16 protein-coding genes are annotated in these 14,547 nt (G+C 69.0%); 9 read left to right on the forward strand and 7 right to left on the reverse strand.

The features are described 5' to 3' along the window. The first annotated feature begins 40 nt into the window (after window positions 1-40). The 3 genes from AOZ06_RS38490 (at window position 41) to AOZ06_RS38500 (ending at window position 2,429) form a co-directional block, all read left to right on the forward strand. Entirely contained in the window at window positions 41-1,159 is a 1,119-nt protein-coding gene (locus AOZ06_RS38490) for a sensor histidine kinase (protein WP_054293873.1), read from the forward strand. Continuing rightward, the gene (locus tag AOZ06_RS38495) at window positions 1,156-1,758 is read left to right on the forward strand and encodes a response regulator transcription factor (protein ID WP_054293874.1); all 603 of its coding nucleotides are present in this window, start codon (window positions 1,156-1,158) and stop codon (window positions 1,756-1,758) included. The genes AOZ06_RS38490 and AOZ06_RS38495 overlap by 4 nt, the downstream gene beginning before the upstream one ends. 155 nt (window positions 1,759-1,913) lie before the next feature. Next, the gene (locus tag AOZ06_RS38500) at window positions 1,914-2,429 is read left to right on the forward strand and encodes a hypothetical protein (protein WP_054293875.1); all 516 of its coding nucleotides are present in this window, start codon (window positions 1,914-1,916) and stop codon (window positions 2,427-2,429) included. A gap of 76 nt (window positions 2,430-2,505) precedes the next feature. Here the strand turns inward: AOZ06_RS38500 and AOZ06_RS38505 are convergent, their stop codons facing one another. Continuing rightward, window positions 2,506-3,426 carry an NADP-dependent oxidoreductase gene (locus AOZ06_RS38505; RefSeq protein ID WP_054293876.1) on the reverse strand — a complete coding sequence of 307 codons (921 nt, stop codon included), beginning with the start codon at window positions 3,424-3,426 and terminating at the stop codon, window positions 2,506-2,508. 146 nt (window positions 3,427-3,572) lie between these two features. Beyond that, on the reverse strand, window positions 3,573-4,067 hold the full coding sequence (locus tag AOZ06_RS58110) for an amidohydrolase family protein (protein ID WP_054293877.1): 495 nt from the start codon (window positions 4,065-4,067) through the stop codon (window positions 3,573-3,575). A 113-nt stretch (window positions 4,068-4,180) separates the two neighbouring features. Between AOZ06_RS58110 and AOZ06_RS38515 the strand changes: the two genes are divergently transcribed. Beyond that, window positions 4,181-4,516 (forward strand): Lrp/AsnC ligand binding domain-containing protein, encoded by a 336-nt coding sequence (locus tag AOZ06_RS38515; RefSeq protein WP_083472205.1) that lies wholly within the window; start codon window positions 4,181-4,183, stop codon window positions 4,514-4,516. Window positions 4,517-4,601: 85 nt separating this feature from the next. On the opposite strand, the gene AOZ06_RS38520 is transcribed toward AOZ06_RS38515, so the two are convergent. Both AOZ06_RS38520 and AOZ06_RS38525 read right to left on the reverse strand, forming a co-directional pair. Beyond that, a complete protein-coding gene (locus AOZ06_RS38520; protein WP_169799037.1) occupies window positions 4,602-5,036 on the reverse strand; it encodes an RICIN domain-containing protein in 435 nt (144 codons plus the stop codon). 771 nt (window positions 5,037-5,807) lie between these two features. Beyond that, window positions 5,808-6,467 carry a GntR family transcriptional regulator gene (locus tag AOZ06_RS38525; RefSeq protein WP_169799038.1) on the reverse strand — a complete coding sequence of 220 codons (660 nt, stop codon included), beginning with the start codon at window positions 6,465-6,467 and terminating at the stop codon, window positions 5,808-5,810. A gap of 91 nt (window positions 6,468-6,558) precedes the next feature. Between AOZ06_RS38525 and AOZ06_RS38530 the strand changes: the two genes are divergently transcribed. Genes AOZ06_RS38530 through AOZ06_RS38550 form a run of 5 tightly spaced genes read left to right on the forward strand, consistent with a single transcriptional unit; the run spans window position 6,559 to window position 11,483 of the window. Continuing rightward, window positions 6,559-7,323 carry a sulfite exporter TauE/SafE family protein gene (locus AOZ06_RS38530; protein ID WP_054293881.1) on the forward strand — a complete coding sequence of 255 codons (765 nt, stop codon included), beginning with the start codon at window positions 6,559-6,561 and terminating at the stop codon, window positions 7,321-7,323. Next, window positions 7,313-8,650 (forward strand): amidohydrolase family protein, encoded by a 1,338-nt coding sequence (locus AOZ06_RS38535; RefSeq protein WP_054293882.1) that lies wholly within the window; start codon window positions 7,313-7,315, stop codon window positions 8,648-8,650. Before AOZ06_RS38530 ends, AOZ06_RS38535 begins: the two co-directional genes overlap by 11 nt. Window positions 8,651-8,681: 31 nt before the next feature. Then, complete coding sequence (locus AOZ06_RS38540) at window positions 8,682-9,911, forward strand: MFS transporter (protein WP_054293883.1); 1,230 nt, start codon at window positions 8,682-8,684, stop codon at window positions 9,909-9,911. Then, window positions 9,908-10,606 (forward strand): fumarylacetoacetate hydrolase family protein, encoded by a 699-nt coding sequence (locus AOZ06_RS38545; RefSeq protein ID WP_054293884.1) that lies wholly within the window; start codon window positions 9,908-9,910, stop codon window positions 10,604-10,606. Before AOZ06_RS38540 ends, AOZ06_RS38545 begins: the two co-directional genes overlap by 4 nt. Beyond that, window positions 10,593-11,483 (forward strand): polysaccharide deacetylase family protein, encoded by an 891-nt coding sequence (locus tag AOZ06_RS38550; RefSeq protein ID WP_054293885.1) that lies wholly within the window; start codon window positions 10,593-10,595, stop codon window positions 11,481-11,483. The genes AOZ06_RS38545 and AOZ06_RS38550 overlap by 14 nt, the downstream gene beginning before the upstream one ends. Here AOZ06_RS38550 and AOZ06_RS38555 read toward each other — a convergent pair. From AOZ06_RS38555 to AOZ06_RS38565, 3 genes are read right to left on the reverse strand one after another with little or no spacing between them, the layout of a single operon-like run. Continuing rightward, complete coding sequence (locus tag AOZ06_RS38555; RefSeq protein WP_225952999.1) at window positions 11,464-12,576, reverse strand: serine hydrolase domain-containing protein; 1,113 nt, start codon at window positions 12,574-12,576, stop codon at window positions 11,464-11,466. The genes AOZ06_RS38550 and AOZ06_RS38555 overlap by 20 nt on opposite strands. 4 nt (window positions 12,577-12,580) lie before the next feature. Further along, window positions 12,581-13,690 carry an o-succinylbenzoate synthase gene (menC, locus tag AOZ06_RS38560; protein WP_054293887.1) on the reverse strand — a complete coding sequence of 370 codons (1,110 nt, stop codon included), beginning with the start codon at window positions 13,688-13,690 and terminating at the stop codon, window positions 12,581-12,583. Beyond that, window positions 13,687-14,511, reverse strand: a complete 825-nt coding sequence (locus AOZ06_RS38565; protein WP_054293888.1) for a hypothetical protein — start codon at window positions 14,509-14,511, stop codon at window positions 13,687-13,689. The genes menC and AOZ06_RS38565 overlap by 4 nt, the downstream gene beginning before the upstream one ends. Window positions 14,512-14,547: the final 36 nt, after the last annotated feature.

The following is a 14,547-nucleotide window of genomic DNA, read 5'->3' on the forward strand; positions in this document are numbered from 1 at the left end:
TCACTGGTGCCGAGGCGGGACGCGCGGGGATACTGGGCCAATGCCCGAGAACAGGGACGCGGCGAAGGGACGGCTGCGCAGGCTCAACAACGTGATGTTCCTGCCGCTGCTCGCTGTCTCCGGTGCGCTCGTGGTGGCGATGGATTCACGCACCTGGTGGCACGTGCTGGTGCTCAGCCTGGGTGTGCTGGTGGCCGTTGTGGCGTTCCTGCGCTGGGCCGCGGGCGACATCCTCCGTGTGGCGCTCCCCTGCATGGCGGTCGCCGCGGCAGTGTGGACAGTCGGCGCTCTGGTGATAGGCAGTGGCACAGCCTTCTACGGCATCGTGCTCGCCGGCCCCCTGACGATCCCGCAGCTGCCACGGCACAGGGGCGCGGCGGCTGTGGCGCTGGTCGTGTTCGTGGCCGCGGTGGGCGCGGTGCGGCTGCTGGTGGCGCCGGGTGACGTGTCCGCGACGCTGATCCAGTTCGTGCTCGTCCCCGCCGGTGTCACCGCGGTCGTGACCGGGCTCATGTTCCCCAACAAGAGGTTCTACGACATCGTCGCCGACCTCGAGGAATCACGGCAACGCGAAGCCGAGCTCGCCGTCATGCGCGAACGCATGCGGTTCGCCAGCGACCTGCACGACATCCAAGGCCATACACTGCACGTGGTGAAGCTGAAAGTCGCACTGGCCGAGAAACTGGTGCACACCGACGCGCAGCGAGCAGCGCGGGAACTGCGCGAGATCCACGCACTGGTCGGCGACACCATCACCCAGACGAAGGAACTCGCGTACGCGCAGCGGGAGCTCAACCTCTCCGCCGAGCTGGAGAACGCCAAGAACCTCTTCGAGGCCGCGGGCATCGACGTGCGCGTCACCCGGGAGTCCGAGGTGGACACACGGGTGAGCGGGCTGCTCGGCCAGGTCCTGCGGGAGACGACGACCAACATCCTGCGGCACGCCGAAGCCGGACAGGTGCGGATCACGCTCGCGCAGGCGGGTATCACCATCGTCAACGACGGTGCACCAGACGCCCCGCTCCCGGAACTCAGCGGGCTCGCGACCCTCATGCGCCGCGTCGCCGACGACGGAGGCGAACTGACCGTGGCGCAGAACGACGGCAATTTCGTGACCGCGGCGGCGTTTCCAGGCACGACCTCGAAGGACGGCCGATGACCACCGTCGTACTCGCTGACGACGAAGCCCTGCTCCGCAAGGCGTTGGCCGCGCTGCTGCCGATGGAGGGCGAGATCACCGTACTCGCCGAGGCGGACGACGGCGCGTCGGCCGTGCGGGCCACGCTGGAGCACGAACCCGACGTGCTCGTCATCGACCTGGAGATGCCCGGAGTGGACGGACTCGGCGCGGTCGCGGAGATCCGCCGCACGCGACCGGGTCAGGTGATCCTCATGCTCACCCGGCACGCCAGGCCGGGCATCCTCCGCAAGGCGCTGAAACTCGGCGTGCAGGGCTTCGTCAGCAAATCCGCGGACCCGGCGCACATCACAGCGGTCATCGCGACCCTGCACAACGGCAAGCGGTGGATCGACCCGGACATCTCGGCGCTCGCCGTCGTCGACGACTGCCCGCTCACCGACCGGGAGATCGACGTCCTGCGCGCCACCAGAGAAGGCTACTCGGTCGCCGACATCGCCACCCAGCTGCACCTGGCCGAGGGAACCGTGCGCAACTACCTTTCCAACGCGATGCAGAAAACCCAGACGAAGACACGGCACGAGGCCGCGCGATATGCCAGGGAACACGACTGGCTGTAACCATCACCCGTTCCCGCTCATTTCAAACATCTACAATAGACACTTTGTTCAGCGTCCTGACCTGCGCTCCGTTATTGTCCCAATGCAACGAGCAACCCACCTGAACACCACGCGTCTGACCATGCGTAGAGGGAACCAGCGACGGGGAGGACACAATGAAAACGCGCACGAACACCTTTCTGCTCACGGTTGTCGCCGCGGGAACGTTGCTGCTTTCCGCTTGCGGCCACGCAGAACCAGGAAACGCCGCCGCACCGCCGACGATCACGGTGACCCAGACGAACGCGCCCGCGCAGCCGTCGGGCAACAACCAGTCGATGACCTCGGGCACGCGGACCTCGACCAAGGCCCCGACCGGCGACACCGGCGGCGAGAAGGTGCAACCGGTGGAATGCGGCCCGGTCAGCCTCTCCTCGGGCGCCGAGCACACCCTGATCGCCGACTCGACGACGGACGGCCGCGTCGGCTGCACCGAGGCGTTCACCGTGTTCGACGAGTTCGTGAAGCTCCCGGCGGACAAGCGCGCCAAGGCATCGCTGGGCAACGTGGACCTGTCCAACGGCTGGTCGTGCACGATGGACGACGGCGAGACCACGTCTGTCGCCTGCATCAAGGGAAAAACGGCGACCAGTCCCGGAATTGCCCTGCACACCAAGCCTGTTCAGGGCTGACTGGCGACTTCACGCCAACCTGGGAGACAATCGGGCACGCGCCTTGCCCGATGCCGCTGCGGCCGGGTACGCCGGATCAGTCGCGCGTGACCTGAATGATCGTCTTGCCGGGCGTCCGGCGGCGCCGGGCGAACGCGGAAGGCGTTTCGGCGAGCGGGCGCACCTCGCCGACGATCGGGTTGAGCCGTCCGGTCCGGACACGGTGGGCGAGGTCGGTCAGCCGGGCACGATCGGGCTCGACGACGAAGAAGACGGATCGCCCGTTCTCGGGCTGCACGGTCGGCGGCGCCGCGATGGTGACCAGTGTGCCGCCCGCGCGAACCAGTTCGGCCGATCGACGCAGGACGTCGCCGCCGATGACGTCGAACACCACATCCACCTCGCCTGCCTGCTGCCAGTCGTCGGCGGTCAGGTCGAAGAAGGTGTGCGCGCCGAGGCCGAGCACGACATCACGGTCGTCGGCCCGGCCGGTCCCGATCACGCGAGCGCCCACGTCCCGAGCGAGCTGGACGGCGATCGAGCCGACACCGCCCGCTGCCCCGTGCACGAGGAGGGTCTGGCCGAGCGTCAGCCGTGCGTGGTCGAACAGCCCCTGCCACGCGGTCAGGCCGGAGATGGGCAGCGCGGCGGCCACGGGGTGGTCGATGTCGGCCGCGAGCGGCGCGAGGTTGCGTGCTTCCACGGCGGTGTACTCGGCCAGCGAGCCGTTGCGGGTCCAGTCGGTCAGCCCGAACACCCGTTGTCCCACAGTGAGGCCGGTGGTTCCGTAGCCGAGTTCGGCCACGACACCGGACAGTTCGTGCCCGGGGATGCTGGGTGTCCGGTCGCGGCCCGCGCGATCGGTCCACGTTCCCGGCCAGGCGAGTTCGCCGGGGGTGAAGCCCGCGGCGTGCACGCGCACGATGACGTCGTTCTCAGCGGCGTGCGGGTACGGCATGTCGGTAAGAGTGAGACCGCCTGCACCCGCGTCGCGGTCCCGTACGGTGATCGCCTGCATGAGCCGAAATCCTTCCAGGTCAGCTCGGCTACGGCGAGCCGAGGACACGCTCGACGCGTGTCGGCTGCTTCCACGCTGCCCGCAGGCAGGCACGCGGTGCCCGCCGCATCCGGCCAGGGATCCCAGAGATCCGGACACGGCCACCGTCAAACGGGCTCGCCGGGAGAACCCGGCAGGTGGTAGAGCGCTTCGGCGTTGGCGTACGCGATCTTGTGCCGGTCTTCACTGCCGGGGAGCGTGCCGAGGAAGGCGGTGACGGTCCCCGGATCCAAGCGGTGGAACGGGTAGTCGCCGGAAAGCAGGATCCGGTCGGCGCCCGTGAAGCCCAACGCGTGCCGCTGGAGGCGAGGCGTCACCATGCCGCTGGTCGTGATGTGGATGTTAATCCGGAAGTAGTCGGCGACGCGGCGATCGAGGCCGGTCGCGACGTTCGAGAGGCTGTCGGCCCGGTCGACGGCGAACAGCAGCATCTCGCCCCAGTGCCCCCGCACGACCCGGAGGTCCGGGTGCCGGTCGAACGTGCCGCGCAGGATCAGCCGCAGCGCCGCCCCTCCCGCCTCGACGTGCCGGCCCCAGCCGAAGGTGGCGAGCGCGAGTTCGACGTCCGGCCCGAACCCTCGGTATGCGGCTTCTCTGACCACATTGGACGGCGTCTGCGGGTGGAGGAACCGGGCGCCCCATCCCGGCCGCGGTCGCGAGGAGTTCGTCGTAGGCGGGGTCGTCCAGCGGGCGTTCGCCGCTGCGGACGTAGGACATGATCCCGACGTGGGGCGGGCACGCCCGCGGTCCGCCGGAGCTCGGCCACGGCAGCGTCCGGATCGGACATCGGCAGCGTCGTCATCGTCCGCAGGCGGGTCGGCGCGCCATGGCGCAGATGCCCGAGGTGGGATGCGCCGCAGCGGTGACCGGACCGCACGACCTCCACGCTGTCGTCCAATGCCGCAACCTCGACAACCTCTTCGAGTTCGGCACCGATCGCCTCGGAACGCCGCCCGGCGTGGAAACCATGGAGATCAGTCCCGTCCTCCGCCAAGTCAAACAGATCGAGACCCGCGTGGACGGCGACCGCCTCACCGACCCGCTCGCCTGATGCCCACACGGCGAACCGGTGACACGGACACCACTCCCGGCGGCCAGCGTCCCCTCCGGAGACACCGGCCGCACACACACATCAATCAGTAGGTGACAAGCCATTCCTCGTTGTACGGCGCGTTGTACTCACACGTGTGCTGCACAGCCCAAGCACGCTCATCACCACTCGCCCAGTTGATGGCAAGACACTTGCCACTGTTGCCATTGACGAAGTGCGAGTACCCGTTGCCCAGAACCTCCCTGGTCCAGTTCTGCGGCGCGGAATTGTCGCAGGAGAGCTGAACGGCGACCATCCGCTCGTCGTGACTCCCCCAGTTGATGGCCAGACACTTGCCGCTGTTGCGGTTGATGATCCGCGACCCGTCGAAGTACCAGTCCTCGTTGTAAGGCGCGTTGTACTCACAGGTGTGCTGCACCACCCACGCCCGCTCGTCCCCGCTGGCCCAGTTGACAGCCAGACACTTGCCACTGTGGCGATTCACGATGTGCCACGGCCCATCGAGGTTGGCCGGGGACACCCCGACTACCCCAGCCCGCCCCGCACCGGAACCCGCCTGGGACGAGTACGCGGGCGCGTTCACCACGCCGATGATGAGTGACACTGCCGCAAACACAGCCATCTTCCGGAAAGACATGAGTCCAGCTCCATCGTTGTCGGGGGCACGACCTTCCTGGACCAGAGTCGCGAACGACAGCAGCCGGAACCTCTTCCAAGCTGCGCACCGGCAATGACTTCGTCCAGTCCCCGCGAGTGGAGTGAAACCGATGAGCCGATCGCCAGAAAGGCGAACCGAAACACCCTGACGAAAGGGAAAACACACGCGCACAGCCCACAGCCCGCACGCAAGCACAACGCCCACCAGCGGAAGCACAACCGAACCACAACGGCGGCCACGCAGCACAGAAGCCCACGGCCCACCCAAGCGCAGACCAACCACAACGGCCACCAGCGCGGGCACACCCCAGCCACAACAGCGAGAACGCAACCGCGGACCAGCCCGAGCGGCAAGCACGCAAACCAACCCAACGCAGCCCGCGCGTAAGCGCAAAGGGGTGCTTCGGGGGTGTTCCTGCCCGTCGGCCTGGGCTACGCCAACCACGGTCTGTCAGGAGGTCCGCCCACGCGAAGCAACACACAACGAAAGCGAAACGGACCTCTTGACAGTCCGTGGTTCCCGACGGGCAGGAGCGCCCACGCCACTAAGAACCCACCAAAGACCCAGAGCCCAAAGGCTCCTGCCCAGAGGTCAGCCCCCGGCGAGGGAAAAATCTCGTTCCGTGCAAGCAGTTCAGTGCGCAGCACGATAAATCCGCATAGCGGCATGAATGTGCCCCTCAGCGGCAACCCTGGCGGCGTCCGCGTCACCCGCGACGATGGCCCGACAGATGTCCTGGTGCTGACGGAGCACAGTCTTGGCCCAGTCGCCGTCGGCGAGGTTGGACACAGTCGACACGGCGATCCTGTCCCACACCCGGTGCAAAGCGTCCTCCAGGAACGGGTTCCCCGGAATACCACCGAACGCCCGGTGGAAAGCCATGTTCGCCCGCGCGGACTGCTTGGCGTCACCTTCTTCGACAGCCCGCTCAACCTCGTCGGCCGCTTCCTGGACCGCACGGATCACGGCGGGGGCGATGAGACCCGCTGCCTGTTGCCGCGCCGCTTGTGCCGCCGCCAAGCCTTCCAGGGACGCACGCAGTTCGTAGATGTGCCCGATCTCGTCGCTGGTCAACGTCGCCACGGCGACACCGCGCGCAGCCGGGACGACCAGGCCGTCGGTTTGCAGGCGTCCCAGCGCTTCGCGGATCGGCGTGCGGCTCACTCCCAGCTCCTGGGCGAGGGCGGCCTCCGTGAGGCGCTCGCCGGGAGCCAGGTCTGCGTTGGCGAAGCGAAAGCGCAGTGTGGTGTACACGGCGTCCGCGCTGCTTGACGCTGCGTCGCGAGTTCTCACCCCGCCAGCATACATTGCATGCAAACTTCTCGCCTCCCGGTTGACATGCACTGCATGCAATGCATACTAAGAGGGTCGCCAGGGAGGTGAGATGGACACAACGTGGGAATTCGTCGTGCTGGCAGTCGTCGGGTTGCTCGCCGGTGCCGTGAACGCGGTGGCGGGCGGCGGTTCGATGATCTCGTTCCCCGCCTTGCTGGCGATGGGCATCCCGCCGGTCACCGCGAACGTCACCAACTCGGTCGCCGCCGTCCCGGGCTACCTCGGCGGCTCGATCGGGTATCGCGCCGAGCTGACCGGCCAGCGGCACACGATCGGGCGATTCGCCCTGGTCAGCGTCGCCGGCGCGAGCGCAGGCGCGTTGACTCTGCTGGTGGTGAGCGCGGACGTCTTCCGGGCAGTGGTGCCGTGGCTGCTGCTGGCCGCCGCCGCGCTGCTCGCGACCCAGCCATGGGTCGCCACGTGGGCCGCTCGCCGCCGCGCCGGGCAGCCGGGCCGCGCGGGGATGTTGTCGGCGCAGTTCGTGGTGGCGTTCTACGGCGGGTTCTTCGTCGCCGGGCTGGGAATCGTCATGCTCGCCGTGCTCGGCCTGATGCTCGACGACTCGACTCAACGGCTCAACGCGCTCAAGGGCGTGCTGTCACTGATCGTCGGCACGGTCTCGGCCATCGCCTTCGCGGCCTTCACGTCGGTCGCGTGGGGCCCTGTCGCGCTGCTCGCGGTCACGGGGCTGGTCGGCGGACGGCTCGGTGTCCTGGCGGCCCGGCGGATCTCCCCGGTCGCGCTCCGCTGGACGGTCGCCGCGTGGGGTGCGGCCGTCGCCATCGCCTTGGAGGTGAGCAGGCATGTTTCCTGAACCCGATCTGCCCGCACGGACGGACCTGACCATCACCGGGCTGACCGTGGTGACGATGGATCCGCACCTCGGCGATCTGGTCGACGCGACCGTGACGGTGGAATCCGGCGTGATCACCGCCGTCACCACCGGGCCGTCCGGCGATCCGGACGCCGTCGACGGCAGCGGGCTCATCGCGTTGCCCGGCTTCGTCGACACGCACTGGCACCTGTGGAACAGCCTGCTGCGCGGAACGGTCGGCGACGCACCCGGGCGCGACTACTTCTCGGTGAAGCGCGGCCTCGGGCCGCACCACGACATCGAGGACTTCTACTGGGCGGCGCGGTTCGCGCTCGCCGAAGCGGTCACCGCGGGCATCACGACCGTGCACAACTGGGACCACAACGTCCGCTCCCCCGAGGACGCCGACGTCAACGTGCAGGCGCAGCTCGACGCGGGCATCCGCGGCCGGTTCTCCTACGGCCCGCGCGATTCCACGCCGTCCGGTGAGCAGATGGACCTCGCCGACCTGCGAGCGTTCCTGGACCGCTGGCCCGCCGGGTGCACCGACGGGCTGCTCGACTTCGGCGTGGCGCTGCGGGGCCCGTACCGGACACCGGCGGACGTCTACCGTCCTGAGTGGACGACCGCACGCGCACTGGGCATGCCGATCACCATGCACTGCGACCGTTGCCTGCGCGAGGCAGGCTGCCGTTCGTGCGGCCTCACCAGGCTCGCCGACGAAGGCCTGCTGGGGCCGGACGTGCAGATCGTGCACGCCGTGCACGCCTCGCCGGACGACATCACCGCGCTGGCCGAGACCGGCACCCGGGTGTCGCTCAGCCCGATCACCGAGCTGCGCACGATGGGATTCCCACTGGTCAGCGAGCTGATGGCGGCGGGCGTGCCTGTGTCGCTGTCGACCGACACGCTCGCGATGCCGACGGCTCCGGACGTCCTCACCACGCTGCGGGCCGTGGAAGCGGTCGAGACAGCGCGGTGCGGGGCCGGGGAGGTCACGCCGCGCCGGCTGCTGGAGATGGCGACGATCGCCGGTGCGCGTGACCTCGGGCTCGACGGCGTGACCGGCTCGATCACCCCCGGCAAACGGGCCGACCTGCTGTTGCTCGACGGCTCGGCGGCGAACCTGCTGCCGACGGGCGACCTGGCCGAGGCACTGGTCCGGCAGGGCCGCGCCACGGACATCGTCACGGTCATGGTCGACGGCCGTGTGCTGCTGGAAAACGGTCGGCTCGTGCAGGCGTCGGCCCAGGCCGCGATCGACGAAGCCGACGCGCGACGGGATGCCCTCGTCGCCCGAGCCCGCGCCGCAGGCGCGTGGGAGTAACCCCAGTCAACGACGAATGGGCGGTTTACCCATGACGATCAGCGCCCCACGGAGAAGTACCGTCGCGCCCGGCCCGGCGATCGCGATGTTCGCACTGCTCCTGCTGGCCTACTCGGTCAACGCGATGGACCGCATGGTCTTTCCCGTCCTGCTGCCCGAGGTCACCGCCGAGTACGGCTTCAGCCTCGACCAGTCCGGGCTGCAGGCCACGATGTTCGCCCTCGGGATGGGGATCACGGGCATCCCGGCCGGGATCGCGCTCGCCCGCTTCGGCCGCAAGGTGCTGATCGTGGTCGGCACGGTCGCCTTCTCGGTCGCCACGATCATGACCGTGGCCAGCGCCGGGTTCGCCGACATGCTCGTCTGGCGCGTGCTGTCCGGTGTCGGCGAGGCGCTGCAACTGGCCGCGATCATCACGGTCGCCGCCGGCGCCTTCCCCCGGCATCGCGGCCTGGCGATCGGCGCGGTCAACATGGCGTTCGCGACCGGGTCCGTGGTCGGGCCGCTGGTCGCGGCGGCGCTGCTGACCGAGCCGAGCGCGTGGCGCGTCCCCATGGTCGCGTTCGGCGTCCTCGGCCTGGTTGTCGCTGTCGCGGTCGCTTTCCTGGTACCACGCCGGTTCAGCGAGGCGACGAGCACACAGACCCAGTCCCATCACGTCGGTGGAGCGCAGTCCGTGCTGAGCCGCAACTCGATGCTGCTGGCCGCCATCACCGTCCTTTTCGGTTTAGCCGACTTCGCCTACATCGGCCTGTACGCGACCTACCTACGCGACGAGCTCGGATTCACCGCCGGGCAGGCGGGGCTCGCTGTGGGTCTGTCGGGCCTTGCCGCGTTCGCCTCCCCGATCGGCGGGTACCTCACCGACCGGCTGGATCCGCGTGTCTGCCTTGGCCTGGTCAACGTCCTGACGGCCGCGGCCGGTGTCGCGTTGTTCGTCGGCCCGCCCGACCCGGCGTGGCACGCGACGTTCTCGTTCCTGTTCGGACTGTTCGCCAGCAGCGGTGGGTACGTGGTGCTCGCCGGTCTGCTCGTCAAATCGGTGCGCCCGGAGATCGCCGGGCACGCCTCCGGCCTGTTCATCACATGCGTCTACGTCGCCGCGGGCGTCGCCGGGTACGTGTTCAGCCGGTTCGTCAGCACGCTGGGCTGGACCGGCGGCGGGCTCGTGCAGATCGCCGGCTTCTCCTTGGTGGGCGCGCTGCTGGCGATGTTCCTGCGTCCGATCCTGTTCAGCACCGCCGAAAGAGAGACCCGATGACGCTCGTGTTCGCCCCGCCCACCGTGTCCGTTCCCGTCGCAGGCTCGAACGAGCGGTTCCCCGTGCGCCGGGTGTACTGCGTCGGCCGCAACTACGTCGACCACATCCGCGAGATGAAGGAGGGCGACGAACGCGACGACCCGTTCTTCTTCCAGAAACCGGCGGACGCGGTGGTCGGCGACGGTGCCGAAATCCCCTACCCGCCGAGGACCGCGGACTTCCAGTTCGAGGGGGAGCTCGTCGTCGCGGTCGGCGCCGAGGGCGTGGACGTCCCGGTCGATCGCGCGCTGGACCTCGTCTTCGGCTACGCCGCCGGGATCGACCTGACCCGCCGGGACCGGCAACGGGACTGCAGGCAACGCCAGATCTCCTGGGAGGCGGGCAAAGCGTTCGACGCGTCCGCGCCGTGCGGGCCGATCACCAGGGACGCCGACGTGACCACGGCGCGGTTGCGGCTGTCGGTCAACGGCGAAGTCCGGCAGCGCACCGGGATCGAGCTGATGATCTGGCAGGTCGCCGAGATCATCGCCCACCTGTCCGGCGACTACCGGCTCATGCCCGGCGACCTCGTCTACACCGGGACACCGGCCGGGGTCGGCGCGGTCGGGCCCGGTGACGTCATCCGCGTCGACATCGACGGCCTCGCACCCCTGTCCGTCACCATCACCGAAAGCAGGAGCAATGAAGCCCACTGAGCGCATCGACTACGACCCGATCCACGGCCGCCCTGCGCTGGCCCTGCCCGGTGGCGCCCGCGTTGCCGTGTGGCTGATCGTCAACGTCGAGGAGTGGCTGGACACCGAGCCCATGCCCAGGACCGTGCTCACGCCGCCCGCTGGTGGGGTGCCGTCCCCTGACGTGCCCAACTGGGCCTGGCACGAATACGGCAACCGCGTCGGGTTCTGGCGGATGCTGCGCGTGATCGACCGGCACGACATCCCGGTGGCACTGGCGATCAACGGCGCGGCGATCACCGCGTACCCGCAGATCACCCAGGCCGCGACCGACCGGGACTGGGAGTTCGTCGGGCACGGCTACACGCAGAAGAACATGCAGAAGGTCGCCGACGAACGCCTGGACATCCGACGCACCCGCGACGCGATCACGGCGGTGACGGGCAAACGCCCCCGCGGCTGGCTGGGGCCGGGCCTGACCGAGACCTGGGAAACCCCGGACCTGCTGGTCGAGGAGGGCTACGAGTACGTGTGCGACTGGGTGCTCGACGACCAGCCGACCCGCCTGCGCACCCGGACGGGCCCGATCGTGAACGTGCCGTACACCCAGGAGTGCAACGACGTGGCGATGATGCTGATCCAGCACCACACCGCGGACGAGTACCGGCGGCGCGCGGCCGACCAGTTCGACCAGATCCTCGCCGACGCGGTCGCGGACGACTCGGCCCGGGTGATGGCACTGGTCGTGCACCCGTACATCATGGGCGCACCGCACCGGCTGAAGTACCTGGACCAGGCGCTCGAGCACATCCGCGGCCACGATGAAGCGCTGTTCTGCACAGGCGAGCAGATCCTCGACTGGTCGACCGCGCAGGCGCTCAGCGCAGATCGCGCATGAGGTCGTTGACGGCGGCGTCGAGCTTGCCGGAGTCGAACGTGTCCGTGCCGATCAGCAGTGTCACGGCGCGTTGACCGTCCTCGGTCATGGCGTTGCGGAACACGTGCCCGCTGGACATGCTGCCGCTGTGGCCCCATGTGACGAGACCGGGCGCCGGGCGGTAGCGCTCGATACCCAGGCCGTAGCCGTCGCTGAGCTCGTCGGGGACTGTCCGCTTCATTTCGGCGAGCTGGGCCGCGGGCAGGAGTTTCCCGGTCAGCAGCGCGGTCCAGAACACCGTCGCGTCGGCTCCCGTGGAGATCAGCGCGCCCGACGCGTCGGCCTCGGAGGTGTTCCACTCCGTCCGGTCGGCCAGTGTCCCGGCTCGTTCGACGTAGCTGCGCAGCTCCGGCGCGCAGATCGAGGTCCGGTCCCCCGGCCAGTACGTGTCGCGCAGGCCGAGGCGTTTGATGATCCGCTGCTCGATCTCGGTGGCGATGGGGCGGCCGGTGACCTTGGCGACGATCAACCCGGCCAGGTTGTAGTTGGTGTTGGAGTACGAGAAGCCCGCCGGGTTGCGCTCGGGCGGGGGCAGCGTCAGCGCCTGCTTCACCGTCCACAGTGGCTCGATGTGGTCCCAGCGGTGCGCGTCCTCGTCTTCCCAGAAGGGGTGTTCGAGGTAGTCGGGCAGGCCGCTGGTGTGCCGCAGGAGCTGGCGGATGGTGATCTTGCGCCCGTCGTAGCGCTTGGTGCGGACCAGGCCGGGCAGGTGGCGGTCCACGGTGTCGTCGAGCTTGATCCTGCCTTCGCTGACGAGTTGCAGCACGACCGTGGCCGTCCAGGTCTTGGTGTCGCTGCCGATCCGGCTGTGCTCGTGGCCCGAGACCTCGCGGCCTGTCCGGCGGTCGGCGAGACCGACGCCGCCGTTCCACACGCCACAACGCGGGCTCTTGACCGTGACGGCGATACCGGTGGCGCCGACGCGCTTCAACGCCTTCATCGCCGTCTGGATCGGTGTGGTGTCGCACAATGCTGTCCTGGCTGACGCCGCTGGGGCAACCAGCAGCGACGCCGTGACTGCCAACGCCACGGCAACACCTGTTTTCACTCTCATAAGGTCACCTTTCGTACAGGGTCTCCGTCGACACGGTGTAGCGGCTGAGCGTCTCGGGGAGCACGGTCACACCGCTGCCGGGACCGTCCGGAACAGACAGACAGCCGTTGTCGAGCAGGAACGGTTCGGTGATGTCCTCGGCGTAGTAACGACTGGATGCCGAGAGGTCGTTCGGCAACACGAAACCGGGAAGCCCGGCCAGTGCGAGGTTCTGCGCGCGACCGACGCCGGTCTCGAGCATTCCCCCGCACCAGACCGGGATCCCCTGCGCGGTGCAGACGTCGTGGATCCGCCGCGCTTCCAGGTAGCCGCCGACCCGGCTGGGTTTGATGTTGACGACACGGCAGGCGCCCAGCCCGATCGCGACGGCGGCGTCGGCCGCGGAGCGGATCGACTCGTCCAGGCAGATCGGGGTGCGCAGCAGCTTCGCGAGTTCGGCGTGGCCGCGCAGGTCGTCCTCGCCGAGTGGCTGTTCGATCTGGACGAGCCCGAACTCGTCGAGCCCGCGCAGGTGCTGGGCGTCGACGAGGGAGTAGGCGGTGTTCGCGTCGACCTGCAACGCCAGTTCGTCACCGAACTCGCGGCGGACCGCGCGGACCGGTTCGACGTCCCAGCCGGGTTCGATCTTCAGCTTGATCCGGGCGTAGCCCTGTGCCAGGTAGCCGGAGACCACGTCGAGCAGGCCGGCGATCGTGTCCGTGATCCCGACGGACACCCCGGCGGGGACGCGGTCGCGGACCGCGCCGAGGTAGGTCGCCAGCGGCATCGAGTGCGTACGGCACTCGGCGTCGAGGATCGCCGTCTCGAGCAGTGCTTTGGCCATGGGATTGCCCTTGACCGGGGCCATCGCGACGGCGGTCCGTGCGGTGGTGACCGTGTCCTGCGCGACGACCCTGGGCACCAGGTGGTCGCGCAGGACACGGTGCGCACCGGCGGCGAACTCCGCGCTGTACAGCGGTTCCGGGTCGCCACCGAACTCACCCCACCCCTCGGCGGTGTCGGTCGTCACGCGCAGCAGGAAGGTGTGCCGGTCGGTGCCGGCCATCCGGGAGGTCCGGAAGGGACGGACGAGCGGGAGCCGGACCGCGATGAGGTCGACGCGTTCGATTTTCACGGCCGGCCCGCCTGCCGGGTCAGGCGGTACCAACCGGACCTGCTGAACCCGGTCGCGGTGAAACCCGCGTCGAAGATCGGGAGCAGGACGTCGCGCACAGCCACCCGCCACCTCGCGGCGAGTTGCTGGTCCGCGCGGCGCATGGCGACGATGTCGCGTGGTACCCGGCACCAGTAGCCGCCGTCGTCCCGTGCGATGACCGGTTTGCCGTCCGGCGCCGGTCGCGGGTCGATGTCGGTCTCGTGCAGGTCAGGCCCGGCCACAAGGGACGGCCGCGGCTCGGTGAGCGGCCAGACGGCGGTCAGCCGGTCGGTGTCGTCGTGGCCGTTGACGCCGTCGTTGACCGGGCCGAAGAAGTCCACTGTGTACTCGGTGGCGGTCGCGCCGAGCTTGGCGATGTTGAAGTGGGCGTTGCGGCTCACCAACGGGTCGAACGTCCAGATCATGGTGGTCGCGCCGCGCTCGAGCGCCCATTCCCGTTGTGCCTGCTTGAGCACGTGACCGGTGCCGCGGTCGCTGGTGCGGGCGGCGGCGATCATCGAGTAGGCAGCGCGGGAATCCGGCGGTCCGAAAACCAGCACGGACGCGGCCACGATGCCGTCCCCGCTCGCGTAGTGGACCGCGCCACCGGAGTGCTCGATCGCCCGCAACGCGTCGGACGTGAACGGCGGCTGGGACGCGGGCGTCTGCCACACACCGGCGAGGAACCGGGACACCTGGTCGAGCGTGCGGTAGTCGTCGGCCAGGTGGATCCTGATGCCGGCACCGGTCGCGTTCGCCTGAGCCGGTGACACATGCGGCACGGGTGTAGGAATGCCCATGCGGATAGCGTCGTGTCCACACTGGCTGCACACATG

Source organism: Kibdelosporangium phytohabitans (assembly GCF_001302585.1).
GTDB classification, from domain to species: Bacteria; Actinomycetota; Actinomycetes; order Mycobacteriales; family Pseudonocardiaceae; genus Kibdelosporangium; species Kibdelosporangium phytohabitans.

Bases quoted from the DNA above. Each gene is read 5' to 3' on its own strand.
- AOZ06_RS38490 (WP_054293873.1), top strand. From the start codon at position 41: ATGCCCGAGAACAGGGACGCGGCGAAGGGACGGCTGCGCAGGCTCAAC.
- AOZ06_RS38495 (WP_054293874.1), top strand. From the start codon at position 1,156: ATGACCACCGTCGTACTCGCTGACGACGAAGCCCTGCTCCGCAAGGCG.
- AOZ06_RS38500 (WP_054293875.1), top strand. From the start codon at position 1,914: ATGAAAACGCGCACGAACACCTTTCTGCTCACGGTTGTCGCCGCGGGA.
- AOZ06_RS38505 (WP_054293876.1), bottom strand. From the start codon at position 3,426: ATGCAGGCGATCACCGTACGGGACCGCGACGCGGGTGCAGGCGGTCTC.
- AOZ06_RS38515 (WP_083472205.1), top strand. From the start codon at position 4,181: ATGATCCCGACGTGGGGCGGGCACGCCCGCGGTCCGCCGGAGCTCGGC.
- AOZ06_RS38530 (WP_054293881.1), top strand. From the start codon at position 6,559: ATGGACACAACGTGGGAATTCGTCGTGCTGGCAGTCGTCGGGTTGCTC.
- AOZ06_RS38535 (WP_054293882.1), top strand. From the start codon at position 7,313: ATGTTTCCTGAACCCGATCTGCCCGCACGGACGGACCTGACCATCACC.
- AOZ06_RS38540 (WP_054293883.1), top strand. From the start codon at position 8,682: ATGACGATCAGCGCCCCACGGAGAAGTACCGTCGCGCCCGGCCCGGCG.
- AOZ06_RS38545 (WP_054293884.1), top strand. From the start codon at position 9,908: ATGACGCTCGTGTTCGCCCCGCCCACCGTGTCCGTTCCCGTCGCAGGC.
- AOZ06_RS38550 (WP_054293885.1), top strand. From the start codon at position 10,593: ATGAAGCCCACTGAGCGCATCGACTACGACCCGATCCACGGCCGCCCT.
- AOZ06_RS38555 (WP_225952999.1), bottom strand. From the start codon at position 12,576: ATGAGAGTGAAAACAGGTGTTGCCGTGGCGTTGGCAGTCACGGCGTCG.
- AOZ06_RS38565 (WP_054293888.1), bottom strand. From the start codon at position 14,511: ATGGGCATTCCTACACCCGTGCCGCATGTGTCACCGGCTCAGGCGAAC.